16 protein-coding genes are annotated in these 12,831 nt (G+C 45.6%); 2 read left to right on the forward strand and 14 right to left on the reverse strand.

The features are described 5' to 3' along the window. Positions 1 to 102: 102 nt before the first annotated feature. From G7083_RS05255 to G7083_RS14970, 14 genes are all read right to left on the reverse strand, one after another. A complete protein-coding gene (locus G7083_RS05255) occupies positions 103 to 1,389 on the reverse strand; it encodes a TadE/TadG family type IV pilus assembly protein (RefSeq protein WP_166013868.1) in 1,287 nt (428 codons plus the stop codon). Between the two features lie 2 nt (positions 1,390 to 1,391). Continuing rightward, positions 1,392 to 1,931 carry a tight adherence pilus pseudopilin TadF gene (gene tadF, locus G7083_RS05260; RefSeq protein ID WP_166013869.1) on the reverse strand — a complete coding sequence of 180 codons (540 nt, stop codon included), beginning with the start codon at positions 1,929 to 1,931 and terminating at the stop codon, positions 1,392 to 1,394. Then, positions 1,912 to 2,409: a TadE family protein gene (locus G7083_RS05265; protein WP_166013870.1), complete on the reverse strand. Its 498-nt coding sequence runs from the start codon at positions 2,407 to 2,409 to the stop codon at positions 1,912 to 1,914. Before G7083_RS05265 ends, tadF begins: the two co-directional genes overlap by 20 nt. Beyond that, complete coding sequence (locus tag G7083_RS05270; protein ID WP_166013871.1) at positions 2,390 to 3,301, reverse strand: secretion protein; 912 nt, start codon at positions 3,299 to 3,301, stop codon at positions 2,390 to 2,392. The genes G7083_RS05265 and G7083_RS05270 overlap by 20 nt, the downstream gene beginning before the upstream one ends. After that, positions 3,294 to 4,205: a type II secretion system F family protein gene (locus tag G7083_RS05275; RefSeq protein ID WP_240911920.1), complete on the reverse strand. Its 912-nt coding sequence runs from the start codon at positions 4,203 to 4,205 to the stop codon at positions 3,294 to 3,296. Before G7083_RS05275 ends, G7083_RS05270 begins: the two co-directional genes overlap by 8 nt. After that, positions 4,195 to 5,115 carry a type II secretion system F family protein gene (locus tag G7083_RS05280; protein WP_166013872.1) on the reverse strand — a complete coding sequence of 307 codons (921 nt, stop codon included), beginning with the start codon at positions 5,113 to 5,115 and terminating at the stop codon, positions 4,195 to 4,197. The genes G7083_RS05275 and G7083_RS05280 overlap by 11 nt, the downstream gene beginning before the upstream one ends. Next, positions 5,112 to 6,401 (reverse strand): CpaF family protein, encoded by a 1,290-nt coding sequence (locus G7083_RS05285; RefSeq protein ID WP_166013873.1) that lies wholly within the window; start codon positions 6,399 to 6,401, stop codon positions 5,112 to 5,114. The genes G7083_RS05280 and G7083_RS05285 overlap by 4 nt, the downstream gene beginning before the upstream one ends. Then, positions 6,398 to 7,648 carry a chromosome partitioning protein ParA gene (locus G7083_RS05290; protein ID WP_166013874.1) on the reverse strand — a complete coding sequence of 417 codons (1,251 nt, stop codon included), beginning with the start codon at positions 7,646 to 7,648 and terminating at the stop codon, positions 6,398 to 6,400. Before G7083_RS05290 ends, G7083_RS05285 begins: the two co-directional genes overlap by 4 nt. 8 nt (positions 7,649 to 7,656) lie before the next feature. Further along, positions 7,657 to 8,187 carry a hypothetical protein gene (locus G7083_RS05295; protein WP_166013875.1) on the reverse strand — a complete coding sequence of 177 codons (531 nt, stop codon included), beginning with the start codon at positions 8,185 to 8,187 and terminating at the stop codon, positions 7,657 to 7,659. Next, complete coding sequence (locus tag G7083_RS05300) at positions 8,184 to 9,512, reverse strand: pilus assembly protein N-terminal domain-containing protein (RefSeq protein WP_166013876.1); 1,329 nt, start codon at positions 9,510 to 9,512, stop codon at positions 8,184 to 8,186. The genes G7083_RS05295 and G7083_RS05300 overlap by 4 nt, the downstream gene beginning before the upstream one ends. 10 nt (positions 9,513 to 9,522) lie before the next feature. After that, complete coding sequence (gene cpaB, locus G7083_RS05305; RefSeq protein ID WP_166013877.1) at positions 9,523 to 10,293, reverse strand: Flp pilus assembly protein CpaB; 771 nt, start codon at positions 10,291 to 10,293, stop codon at positions 9,523 to 9,525. A gap of 261 nt (positions 10,294 to 10,554) precedes the next feature. Then, on the reverse strand, positions 10,555 to 10,953 hold the full coding sequence (locus G7083_RS05310) for a prepilin peptidase (protein WP_166013878.1): 399 nt from the start codon (positions 10,951 to 10,953) through the stop codon (positions 10,555 to 10,557). A gap of 31 nt (positions 10,954 to 10,984) precedes the next feature. Further along, a complete protein-coding gene (locus tag G7083_RS05315) occupies positions 10,985 to 11,200 on the reverse strand; it encodes a Flp family type IVb pilin (RefSeq protein ID WP_166013879.1) in 216 nt (71 codons plus the stop codon). A 601-nt stretch (positions 11,201 to 11,801) separates the two neighbouring features. Continuing rightward, positions 11,802 to 11,990 (reverse strand): hypothetical protein, encoded by a 189-nt coding sequence (locus G7083_RS14970; protein ID WP_206212110.1) that lies wholly within the window; start codon positions 11,988 to 11,990, stop codon positions 11,802 to 11,804. Positions 11,991 to 12,102: 112 nt separating this feature from the next. On the opposite strand from G7083_RS14970, the gene G7083_RS05325 reads away from it, so the two are divergent. Further along, entirely contained in the window at positions 12,103 to 12,513 is a 411-nt protein-coding gene (locus tag G7083_RS05325) for an HI0074 family nucleotidyltransferase substrate-binding subunit (RefSeq protein ID WP_166013880.1), read from the forward strand. Further along, on the forward strand, positions 12,503 to 12,823 hold the full coding sequence (locus G7083_RS05330; RefSeq protein WP_166013881.1) for a nucleotidyltransferase domain-containing protein: 321 nt from the start codon (positions 12,503 to 12,505) through the stop codon (positions 12,821 to 12,823). Before G7083_RS05325 ends, G7083_RS05330 begins: the two co-directional genes overlap by 11 nt. The last annotated feature ends 8 nt before the right edge of the window (positions 12,824 to 12,831 follow it).

Raw genomic sequence — 12,831 nt, forward strand, 5'->3', positions numbered from 1 at the left:
TCTATGCTCATGGGGACTCACTCACTTGCCGCCTACCTGCAACTCCAAGTTGTTTGGGTATAGCGTATTAATAAAATGGTTAATAACCATAAGCGTAAATTCTTATTGGGCTAGATGGCCAATTTCTTCCGTGATCAACTCAAGGATTTTGTTTTTAATATCATCTCGATTCTGGGCTTGAAAAACATTCTCCGCGCCAACGCAATCAGCCAGTTGCGGATTATTATTAACGTTATAATCAAAACCTACAGCAAATATTCTTGCCTTTACATTATCACCATTTGATTGCTGTTGACTGTTGAGTTTATCAAAAATGGTTTTACACAACCCAGCTTGAATCAGTTTCTGTGTGGTATTTTTATTTGACTCCTCACCATCAGACAAAACAATAATTAGCTGCCTTGGATTTTCGCCTTGCTGATAAATCATTTGAGCTCCTCGAATCAACCCAGCATAAAATGCCGTACCACTGCCAGAACCACTGGTTATATTAAACGAGTTTGAGTTTATTTTTGTTTTCAAAGAGGCCATATCATCGGTCAAGAGAACATCCTCAAATGATGAAATATTGGTCACCTCTCTTTTTTGCCAAGGCGTATGTGCTATAGAATTTAGATTGAATATATCTCTAACCGTAGCAGAATAATTTACAGAATTAGTGCTTCCACCAGGATTAGTTTTTGTACATTCTTTTTCATTACTTCCACAAATCAGATGTGAATAAAAATAACGAGTATTATTATTGTATCTACTGGTATAATAATCAAATCCGACAATGCCAAGCTTGTTTTTTAAGCTTTTATCCGCCATATAACCATTGAAGCTATCTAATTCATCGGCAATAACAACAATAATATCTTTAAGATCGAGAAACTTCCTTTTCGAACCACCATTCCACCTGTTGTACATTGAGGCAGAAAAATCCGCCACCAAAATGACATCCACCGTTTCAGAGTGATATTTTCTCGTCACTGAACGACTAGCAACATCATAGGCATCACCAAAACCGATAATGGCTTCATTACCCGGAAACCAGGTTGGTTGACTGATTTTGGCGGTCACTTGATATTCAAAAAATCGGCTCTCATTGTCTTGACAACGATCATTATCTTCACAGTTGATTTTTTTAATTTGAATATCAGAATCTTGAATCGTCGCCGCAGGAAAATAGTACTCAAGATATTGCTTGGCAAGATCCACGTTATCCGAACCTTGGCCTGCCACCGCAAGGCTGGCAACCTCAACCGCCTCCAATAAACGCGCTTTATCTTGAATCGCCCGCGCGCCATCGGTACCTAGGGTAAAAATACCAAATAATACCGGAATAAAGAGCGAAAATAGAATCGCTGCATGACCGGATTGATGGTGTAACCGAGAATAACTGTGCATATTTATCTCCCCATACTGACAGAGCGACTACTAACGCGCGAAAATTGTTGGCCAATTAAATGGCCATACCAGCTTGGCGTGTCATAACAGAGCGTCACTTCATACAGTGTCGCATGGCGACCAAAGGTGGTAATAAAATCGAGATCCTGCAATGATTGAGTATTATTGCAATCGATACCTTGCTTAAAAGGCGCTCGGACATTTTTATTGTCACGTACCATGCGGATCTGAAAACCAAACTTTTCCGAATTAAAATTACTGGTGGTGCGCTTTAATGATGACAAGGTAATCTCATATAACTGCGTGGCTTCTGAACCAATTTGTTGATTGGGGTCAAAGTCAAAATGATCTGTTCCATAAACTTCGGTACGTTCTTTGATAATGGTCACCGCAGAATACGAAAGCCGCTCTAGTTTACCTTTATAAGCCAGTTTCACCACGATATCGGCGCTAAACACCAACAGCATCGCAAAGAATACGCCAACGATAGCAAACTCGACGGTAAAATTACCTTGTTGTAATTTAACGGGTAAATTTTTCACGCTGATACTCCTGAATAACAATCGCTTCCCGTGCAAATACCGTTTTATCGTTTAGGAAAAAATTAAAAATCGGCTGATAATCATAAGTAATGCTATATACCGCAATCGCCATATCTTTAGGATCATTACAATTCAGTTGATCACCATCTTCGCCAAGGCACTTTTGGTCATAATTGTGTAAATCATCTAATTTTTTTACATACTGGATGCTGTATTGAAATTTATCTGCACTGACAATATAAGACCATAAACTGTCTTGCTGCTCTAAAATGGTTTTAAACTGGGCTTGATAATAAGTACCATCGACTTTTTTGGTTTCTCTGGCAGCGCTCGCAATCGCTAAGTCCCCCAAACTGGAGACATAAGAGAGAAAGCTCATTTCCACCCAAGCCATACACATCAACCAAAAGGCAAAAAAACCACCCACAAACTCAATGGTTGCCACTCCGGATTGCTTTTTAGAACACCAAAGACGCATCGACTGGCTCCTCTGTTTGCAAGTTGGCCGAAGAATGGCTTGACGAGTCATCGCGACTCAGCGGCTCGCTTATTGCCGCCTCCGTGATGGGATTGATCAACTGCACTTGACGCAAATTAAGGTACAGCTGATACAGCTCTTGATCGCCATATTGCTGGCCATAAAAAGAGCGCAAATGCTCATAGCTGCCAATTTGGGCCATGGCTAAGGCCAGATTGGCGGTGACGGTTTGATCCGCTTGACCATTAAGATAAATAGGCAGTAAACGTGCCGCTGCGCTTTGGTAATCCTGTTCAAAAATATCCAGCAGCGCTAAGTTATTTTTGATCGTGACATCATCAAACATCAGTTCACGCGCACGGTTAAAGCTAGCGCGCGCTTTGGCTCGCTCTCCCTGCTGGGCATACAAGATCCCAATCAAATTGAGTGCTTTGCCACTATCGGGATTCGCTTGTAACGCAGCCAGCAACGAATCGTGCGCTGGCTCGATTAAATTGAGTTGATATTGTGCGCGTCCTTGTAAAAAAAACAGTTCGTCACGCGGCAAAGCGTTGCTGCTACTGGTCAGTGGAGCGAGCGTAAACAAAGTGGATTCCGGATCGCCACTATCAAAATAGGCTTGCGCCAATTTAAAGCGGATCGAGGGATTAGGTTGCTGCTGCAATTGACGTTTATACCACTCAATCAAACCGGTTTGATTATTGGTTTTGATCAGTAATTGCTCTTCATCAAACTCCAGAGGCTGGCCGTAATTTTGCGTCGCCGGTTTGCTCGCGCTATCGAGAGGCAACAAGCTACTACACCCAGTCAGCAACAGAACGCCGAGTAGCAATATTCCGTTAGCTGTTATTTCTTTACGTACCATTCCTTTACATATCATTGCATTACGCATTGATCATCATCCTCATCACACCCGGGGCGGCAATTAAAATCACAATCGGCACCATGATAAACACAATCAATGGGATAGACATTTTCGCCGCCAACTTGCCAATTTTCTCTTCGATGTGCAGCATCTGCACTTCACGAATATCCGCCGATAAGGTGGTCAGCACACTGTAGATCGAACTGCCATACTGCAAACTTTGTTTTAAGGTCATCACAAAGCTGCGCATCTCATTCGATGGCACCCGAGCGTATAGCTCATCGAGCGCCAACTCTAAACCGACTAGCCGGGATCGATCATCCGTTCTCACTAACAAGTAGCTGATGTCTTTATCAAAACCTTTCATCTCTTTAGCGAGATAGCTGATCGCCGCTTCAATCGTCATACCGGTTTGCACGCACACCGCCATCAAATCGAGTAGATAGGGCAGCTTATTGGAAATTTTATAACTGAGACTTTTGGCGCGCATTGCTAGATAAGCATCCGGAAAAATCAAACTCACCACTAACCATAACGCCATCACCAGCCATAATTGATTGGCTAACCAACTCACCTGTAGCGAAAGCAGATAAATGCCAATCGCCCCAACCACCAGCAGGGTATATTTAAGTGGCATAAAATAGGTTGCCAATTGCGGATGGTAAAAACCCGCGGCTAACATTTTTTGCTGTTGCAGGGATTTATCGGAAGAAAACAGTCGATTCAATGTGGTCGATAAACGCTCCAGCAGGGTGATTTTTGTGACGCTACTATGCTGACTGGCTTGATGCAGATAGAAATCTTTCCAAAATTGGCTTTTCTTCTCTTGGCGCATCGACATCAGCAGCAGCAACACCCCAAACGCGAGTATCGCGATAAAATACAGTGGCCCAGCCTTGGCCATCGCGGCCCATGATAAATTAGCGAACACTCTTCATTAACCCCCACACAATCGAAATGCCGATCGCCTCGCTGATCAGGACATAATAAAGGATCGGCCGCCCGGCCGGATCAAACATCACAAACTCATAGTTTTCAGGGCTAAGGTATTGCAGCATAAATAAAAAGAAAAAGGGGATCGCCGCAACAATCTTGGCTGAGGTTCGCGCTTCTGAGGTTAACGCGAATTTCTTTTTCTCAATTGAACGGGCGTTAAACAACAAGCGATTGAGGCGCAAAATAACTTCTTTCAATTGTCCACCACGCTGCATATTGGCGCGTAAGGTGATCACAAAAAAATGAAAAGAAGGGTATGGAAAGCGCAGACAGGCTTTGCGAAAGACATCATCGGGCGATTCGCCAAGCTGCAAGCGCTTGCCCATAATTTTAAATTCTTTACCCACTTCACTGTTGAGCGAATTGCCGACGTACATGATGGCATGAGTAATACTTTCACCCGAAGAAACCGCGCTGCTCAGCATACTCAAAGCATCGGGAAAGCTCTCTTCAAACTCGTTCTGCTGACGTTTTTGCAGCCAGAAATAGGCAAACGTCACCCCAGCCAGCACCCAGAATGCCACCACTAACAACACGGAGCCACGCACAAAACGTTGGTTAAACTCAATACCAAATAAAATCAGCCCAACAATAAAACCCACCACTTTCAGCAGTGCCAATTTACCCAATTGTTTACTCAAATTTTTCCAGAACTGCTCAATCCGATCCTGTAAAGTACGGTAAGAGAGCGATTTAATATCAATCGCTTGATGTTCGGCGATCATCGAATCAACGTGTACCGTTTTGGCCATTTCGGCCAAATAATCATAACGGTCATATTTGCGCTGGCGGATCCCAACCAGCAGTAAAACCATCCCCAGCCCAAGCAACAGTAACCAAATCATGCGGATTTCTCCTCTAGGGTACGAAATGCGTTGGTCAAATGATCTTCTAAGCCAAAGAAACGCGCTTTTTCATACAGCACCGAACGCTGCATTAAGCCTGAGGTAATAAAATGGCCATTCACTTTGCCCTCTTCACTTTGACGGGCGTTAGGTTGGAAACGGAAAATCTCTTCCAGCACGACACTCGAACCTTCTAGCCCAACCACTTCGGTAATGCTCATCACTTTACGGCTACCATCATGCAAGCGGCTGATCTGAATGATCAAATCGACCGCGCTGACAATCGTACGGCGGATCGCTTCCAGCGGCAGACTACTGGTTGCCATCATCACCATCGACTCAACCCTCGCGAGAGCATCCCTTGGCGTATTGGCGTGCAAGGTGGACATTGAACCATCGTGGCCGGTATTCATCGCTTGCAACATTTCAAACGCTTCGCCACCACGACACTCACCGACGATAATTCGATCTGGGCGCATCCGCAGTGAGTTAATCACCAGATCACGCTGGTTAATCATGCCGGTATTTTCAATCCCTGCGGTGCGGGTTTCCAACCGCACCACGTGTGGCTGCTGTAAGCGCAACTCCGCCGCATCTTCAATGGTGATAATCCGTTCATTTTCAGCAATAAATTGCGATAACGCATTCAGCATGGTGGTTTTACCTGAGCCAGTACCACCGGAAATCAAAATATTGAGCCGGCATCTTGCCGCCACCATCAGCACTTGCGCCATTTCAGGGCTCATCGCGCCAAATTCACATAACTTGGTAAAATCAATACTCTGTTTTTTGAATTTACGGATCGAGATCGCCGTGCCATCAATCGCAATCGGCGGAATAACAATGTTCACCCGGCTACCATCTTGCAAACGTGCATCACAGGTCGGGGAGGATTCATCAACCCGTCGCCCAACCCGAGAGGCGATGCGTTTAGCAATATCCAGCAGTTGACGCTCATCAATAAAATCAATTTGCGCCTTTTCAACCAAGCCACCGCGTTCAATAAACACACTTTGATGACCATTAATCATAATGTCGCTGATCGAGTCATCGTCCATTAAGGTTTGCAATGGCCCAAGGCCGACCAGTTCATCGACCAAGTTTTTAACAAACTCAGCGCGGATCACTTTCGGCACAGTTAAGCGCTCGCGGTCGATCAACAGACCCACCGCACCATCAAGTTGCTTGGCGAGCTGCTCTTTGCTCATTTGAGCAATCGCTTCGGGCTCTAGCGCATCAAAAATTTGCTTGCGCAGGCCAACATAGATGGCTTTGGCGCCGATCATGATCGCGCCCACTTCTGTTTCAGTGCATCCAACATCCCAACCTTGCTGCTGACCGTTTCACCTAAGATCAACGCAGTGAGATTTTGTAGCGGCTCAGCGGCTTTTAACTTAGACGTCACCAAGCGTTGATTTTCCAACACCGTCTGATTGATGGTGTCACAAAATGGAATATCGATATCGATGGGCTGCTTTAAAATGCTTTCCGCATCTTGCTTGGTCGCGGAGTGCAATTTCGCGGGTAAGGATTGGTTAAACACCGTCAACAGGCGCAGTGACGGATTCTTATTGGCTTTGCTGATGCGCTCTTTTAATCTTGCCGCTTCACGCACCGAGGAGACCGTCGGTTCAATCACCAGCACCACCACATCCGCTTGAGATAAAAATTTATCGGCTTCGATAGCAAAACCGACCGAAGCGGATAAATCTTCGAGGATAAAGTTGACCTCTTCCGACAGTTGATCAACCACCGCGTTGCTATAATCCAGCAACGAGAGAGTATCAAGGTGCTCTGACGTCAGCGCCAACATCGACAACATCGGAGTGTGCTTATACAACAAGCTTTGGGCTGAAGCGCTGTCGAGCGAAGAAGAAAACGCCCCTTTTTGGATGCGGCGCTTTTCCATTTTGCGAATGCCGAGCAAAATATCTAAGTTGCCACCTTGAAAATGCTGCTCGACCACTAAACAAGAGGTGTTGCGCACACTCGAAAGCTGATAAGCGATTTCAGCGCTGATCAAACTCGTGCCGACCCCACCTTTACTGCCCAAAAGACTCACGTATTTGGCACGGCGTTTTTGACCCGGCCCCCGATGGCTACTGCGCTGACGGTTATCGTAAACACTCTTGACAAAATCAATCAGCTCTTGCTTGGTTACCGGCCAAAACACATAGTAAAAGCCCATGCTTTTTAAATTACGGATGGTCGAAATCGCATCTTCACTGCCGATAATGATCACCGAAGCGTGGTTAGGCAGTAGGTGGCTAATGCGCTCGGCATCTTGGCTGATATTGTGACTGTGATTGAGTTCAATGATCACAATTTCAATATCCGATTGACGCACATGAGCCGCGATCGCTTCATCGCTATTTTTTACTGCAACCGGTGGCACTATCCCTTCAAAGCGATACGCCTCCATCACTAACTCTTGGCACTGTTCGGTCTGATAAAACACCACGGTGGTGATTTTTTGCTGCTCAATCACCTCGGTCGCTTGTTTTTTACTTAATAGATCAACTAAATCAAACATAATGGCCGTTATTCCCCTACTGCGCTATTGGCTGAGCCAATAGGATGGTTGCTTAACATTTTTTGCGGGCTGACCATCGACTGCCAGCGTAGCGACTCGCTCACACAGCCATTTCCCTCTTGCCCAAACTGGCTAATTTGTGCCGCCGCGCACATCGGCACCACGACTCGGTGAGTGATGATCTCGATTTTGAAATCAAACCGATCGCCCAATTGGGCTGGCATTTTTTCTAGCCGCACACTTTCCGCGGCCACGCCCAATTTGCGCAGCTGTTTTTGCGCGTTGAGCGCAAATTTTTCGCCCGATTTAGTGCGCCAATACAGCACGCTATTTTGGGTGAGTAATGAATGACGCTGCTCGGCTAAAAATTGCTCAAACGCAGCTTGTGCTTGGGTATGATTTTTGCCATCGGCACGCAAGGCTAAGCTGCTGTGCACGGGGTAAATATCAATCGCTGGACCGGCGTTATCTGGCCTGCCGGAGCTGCAACCGAGCAGGCTGAAACTCAAGCACAGAATGATCAAAATCGGATGTTTCATTGCTTAAATCCTCCTGTTGCTAGGATCTGCTGGCTGAGCTGCTGGTCGACTTTTGCGTTGGTCGGCGGTAGGGCAAAAAAGCGCGCTAGGGTTGATGTGCGCTGCATACTCGGTAATTGCACGCTGCTAGGTTCAATCGGCTGCACCAAATTGACCGTCGCCACAATCACCAATTCGGTTTTATTGCGCGAGGTTTCTGTGTGGCGAAATAGCGCACCAAGTACCGGAATATCGCCAATGAAAGGAATTTTACGCAGCGATTCGGTTTCTTCTTTATTGAGCAGACCACCTAACACAAAACTCTGCCCATCACCCAGTTCAACCGTGGTACGGGCGCGGCGAGTTTTTAACGCCGGCAAATTATAGGTTGCGTTGGCGTATTGGCTATCTAACGAGCTGACTTCGGGCATTAATGCCAAGCGTATTTTGTCATCCCGCTGCACTTTGGCCATGATTTCTAAGCGTACCCCGAACTCTTTGTACAACACGTTGGTGCCGCCATCGATAATCGTCACCACCGGTAATTCCCCCCCGACTAAAAAACTCGCGGTTTCACCGGAGATCACCGACAAATTAGGCTCGGCAAGAATTTGTCCCACGCCATCATCACCAATCGCGGTAATTAAGGTCACGATATCGCTGCTGCTAAAGTGTCTAAGTGGATTGACGAAGATCCCGCTACTTTGCCCACTGCTGTTCATTTGAATCCCGAAGTTTTCCATAAACGATTGGGAAACTTCAGCAATCGACAATTTGACATTGATCTGCTTGGTGGTCGCCACTTCAATGTGATTGACCACGCCTTCAAAACGGCGTCGTTGCATAAACTCCAACTGATACTCGTCATCGCCGATATCCCACTCCACATCGGTATCTTTCGAGCTTTTCGCCAATAATTCGCCGACCAAAATATTAATTTCGTCACGCTCTTTTTCGGTCGCGACCGTACCACTGAGCACCACTTGTTGACCCAAATTGGCAATCGAGACTTCCGCATAAGGGTATTTAATGGCAATTTGCTGTTGGATATGCACCATGCTAGTGTTGACCACCAAACGCCGACTGGCCAAGGTTTGGCTGTTGTCACCAAAGATCAATAAACTGGCGTTGCCCACTTGTTTGCCGAAAATGACCACCGTTTGCCGATCAATCACTTGATAATCAGCAATTTTAGGGTCAGAGATAAACACGGATTGGATCTCTTGCTCGGTGCGCAAGGTGTGTGCATCGCCTTCGGCTAAATTGAGGATCCTTTGCGCCGCCACCGGCAGCGCGATTGCGCTGACCAGCACCGCCAATACACCATAAATATAACGCTGTATCATTTTTCTATCCTTAACGGGTTGTCGTGTTGCCGGCACGAAACTCCTGAATCGCTTTATAATCGGTTAATACATCGCCGGCGTTGGCGGAAAGATCGCTTGCCACACTATCGCCCGTCGAAAGATGAATTTCTAACTGGGCAATGTGCCGCGCAATGGTTAAGGTTGCGACTTGCTTACGCGTCAATTCGACAATCACGCTGGTTGGCTGATCCGGTTGATTGACTTGCAATACCTTGACCCCCATCAACACAGGCGTGAGCGAGACGGTTTCAAAGCTGCGTACCGTTTCATCGGTGGCGAGATTTTGTTTTAACGAAGAGAGCGCCAAAATATCCACTAAGGTGCCGGGATGGATCACCCCGCCGACCACCGATTCAGGATTAACTTGGATCGCGAAGGGCACCCGTTGTGGGCTTAAAATTAGATCGACATAGGCCGCTTGATCCGATTTAACCAACAGCTCTGGCCACAGCACTTGCCCCGCAGCGAGATCGTGCTTGATGCGCTGCTCGGCCGCAAAATCCAATTCTATATCCTCGCTGACACCAAGGCTCAGCGCTTGCTGTTCATCAATCCGCTGCAATTCAAGCTCGGCGCGTGTGATGAGCTGGCCTTTGTGCAGTGACTGTTTGGCAAGCCAAACTTGATACTGTTTAACGGGTGGACTCACCTCCAGCGTCGCTGGAGCGGCAGGAGTAACCGGCGCGGGCGGCGTGAGCAGTCCATACCCACCAATGCCAATCACGATCACCGCCAGTGCAATTAAAAGCTTGGAATTCATTTCACCGTCCCAAGTGAGAAAAAGTAACCCCATCTTGCTAAAGTGCAAAACCTCGCCAGACAGATCATGAGCTGAAATGCCGCCGCGTTTACCCCAATCAAAGATAGGCCAATGAGTGACGATTGATAACCAGCACTCAAAAATGGTTCAATTAACAGTGTTAAACAACCGATCCACTGAATGGGCTGTTTAATCGGATTATTTAATTGATAATTTGTGGTTGATCATTTGATCAATTAGACCAAATTAACTTTGCGCAGCTTAGAGCGCCGATACGTAGAGAGCCAAACCACCGACCAAGCAAATCGGTACCCCGTAGGGAATACCGCGCTGACGCACTGGCTGCAAATCGGTAAGCAAGCCATACAGTAAATAACCGATGGCGAGCAGGCCGCCGAGCATGGCAATCCCGACTAAGGTTAACGCTATATAGTCAGGTTTAATCCCCAAACTGAGCACTGCTAACAATTTAGTATCACCGGCGGCTAATATGCCGAATTTAAATAAGCCTAAGCCAACCAGTAATATGGCCAGCGTATAAGGTAATACCGACCAGTTAGGCTGGGATAACCAGCCTAACAGCAGTAACAACGCCAAGATCAGCAAAGCGGTGTTACTGATTTTTCTAGTGCGAAGATCACTAACAGTAATCAGTAACAATACTAATATCGTTAAGCTATTCAATGTCTAGTTATTTAATATTGCTTGCATCGGTAATTTTAGATGCAATAGTTGTCATCGCAGTAGTTAGGGCTGTTTTTAATCCACCGTCACCACTAAACACTGCTAACACGATGGCAGAGATCGCTACACCGATAATCGCGTATTCAATCGCGGTCACACCACGTTGGTCTTGCGCAAAAGATTCCACCAGCAAGCGCGCTTTTACATAAGCTTTAGTCAACATAAGATTTTCCTTTTCAATTTATATTCCCTAGCTATTTGTTGCATGGTTGTAGTGTTGCGCTTGGTTGCTTTGGTTGCCCACCAAGCACAGAGTTTGCCTATCACTTACCTGTGCTGATGGAAGTCACTGACTGCCACCTCGCTACCCTGCAACTCAAATACTGCAAATCAAATAGTTTGGGATAATGATTAACTTTTGAATTAATTTTTGAATTAATTTTTGAATTAGCAATTTTTGGAGTGACATCACAAAAATAGCACTTCCTAATTAATGCTAGCAATCAATCGCAAGATGTCCATCGAAAAATTCTACATTCGTTATGATATGCATGGATTTCATTACGCCATCTCACTTGTGAGACAAAAATACCCATGCTCATTAGTTATATTGTGCTACTCATCATTACACTGGCTAAGTCAAGATTGACAAAACAACCTAACAGATTGATTTAATTCGCGAAGAAAATTTTTATTAAAAATTAAGATCGCAGCGGAAAATATTCCGCAAGTGCTGCTGAAGGATATTTTGTTTTTACTCGAACGAACGTTTAGTGAATATCTCTCACCTGTGGTGCGATATATTGGCCCTCAGCCAATAAAGATTAAATCCGGCATTTTGAGCGCGTAACGCTCTCTGCCCGTCCAAGCTCCACGCCCAAATATTTGATGATGTTGAAGCCATGCTGACTATGAATCCAAATTTGAGCCTTGCGGAACTTAACGCCGCCATACAGCACAAAATGCAGGATCGTAATAACCAACCTCATCCCGATGTTTGTGGTGTGACGCATTCAGATCCATCTGATCTAATCCCACTTTGACTTTTTACTAATCTGAGTCATCATCGTCCAAATAAAACCCATCTAGCGCTTTCAACGATCGCGCACTGATTAAGGATAATCCATGACTGCCAATCCTGAACGTTGGAAACAACGGCTGCAAAATTTGTCCAAAGCGCAACATCGTCTACAAAAAGCTTGTGAGCAAAAGAGTTACAACGATCTTGAGTTGGCAGGCCTTGTGCAAACCTTTGAATTTTCTTTTGAACTCATGTGGAAAACCCTAAAAGATTTACTCGAGTTTGAAGGGTTTGATGCGGCTTCACCGCGCAGCGTACTGCGCACCGCTTTAGAGGCACAGCATCTCTCATCACAACAATGTGAGGTGTTACTCGATGCCTTGATGAAACGTAATTTATTGGCTCATACCTATGATGAAAATAATGTTCAACAAGCACAACAACTGATTGTTGAACAGTTTGCCCCCGTCATTACACAACTCACTCAATATCTTGAGGAAAAAAGTGCTCAGTAAGCCTATTTCAGTCGCACAGATCGGTTTGAAATCACACCAATATGCGTTGATTTGTGACGCCATTTTACAACAGCCACAAGTGAAGCATGCATGGATTTTTGGTTCACGGGCACTGGGAACGTTTAAAGATAGCTCCGATATTGATCTGGCTTTAGAGGGGGAAGGATTAACTCTGCACGATCTCGCTCAAATGCTGGAGCGGCTTGAGTATTCAAGCCTGCCTTTTAAGGTGGATTTGTTGATTAAACACAAAATCAAATCCCCAGAGCTGCTGGCGCATATTGACCAACATGGACTGCAAATTAAGTAAGCCATTTT

It is taken from the genome of Vibrio sp. HDW18 (genome assembly GCF_011306175.1).
Lineage (GTDB): Bacteria > Pseudomonadota > Gammaproteobacteria > Enterobacterales > Vibrionaceae > Vibrio > Vibrio chanodichtyis.

Bases quoted from the DNA above. Each gene is read 5' to 3' on its own strand.
- G7083_RS05270 (WP_166013871.1), bottom strand. From the start codon at position 3,301: ATGCGTAATGCAATGATATGTAAAGGAATGGTACGTAAAGAAATAACA.
- G7083_RS05285 (WP_166013873.1), bottom strand. From the start codon at position 6,401: ATGATCGGCGCCAAAGCCATCTATGTTGGCCTGCGCAAGCAAATTTTT.
- G7083_RS14970 (WP_206212110.1), bottom strand. From the start codon at position 11,990: ATGCGTCACACCACAAACATCGGGATGAGGTTGGTTATTACGATCCTG.
- cpaB (WP_166013877.1), bottom strand. From the start codon at position 10,293: ATGAATTCCAAGCTTTTAATTGCACTGGCGGTGATCGTGATTGGCATT.
- G7083_RS05295 (WP_166013875.1), bottom strand. From the start codon at position 8,187: ATGAAACATCCGATTTTGATCATTCTGTGCTTGAGTTTCAGCCTGCTC.
- G7083_RS05255 (WP_166013868.1), bottom strand. From the start codon at position 1,389: ATGCACAGTTATTCTCGGTTACACCATCAATCCGGTCATGCAGCGATT.
- G7083_RS05315 (WP_166013879.1), bottom strand. From the start codon at position 11,200: ATGTTGACTAAAGCTTATGTAAAAGCGCGCTTGCTGGTGGAATCTTTT.
- G7083_RS05325 (WP_166013880.1), top strand. From the start codon at position 12,103: ATGACTGCCAATCCTGAACGTTGGAAACAACGGCTGCAAAATTTGTCC.
- G7083_RS05290 (WP_166013874.1), bottom strand. From the start codon at position 7,648: ATGTTTGATTTAGTTGATCTATTAAGTAAAAAACAAGCGACCGAGGTG.
- G7083_RS05280 (WP_166013872.1), bottom strand. From the start codon at position 5,115: ATGATTTGGTTACTGTTGCTTGGGCTGGGGATGGTTTTACTGCTGGTT.
- G7083_RS05300 (WP_166013876.1), bottom strand. From the start codon at position 9,512: ATGATACAGCGTTATATTTATGGTGTATTGGCGGTGCTGGTCAGCGCA.
- G7083_RS05265 (WP_166013870.1), bottom strand. From the start codon at position 2,409: ATGCGTCTTTGGTGTTCTAAAAAGCAATCCGGAGTGGCAACCATTGAG.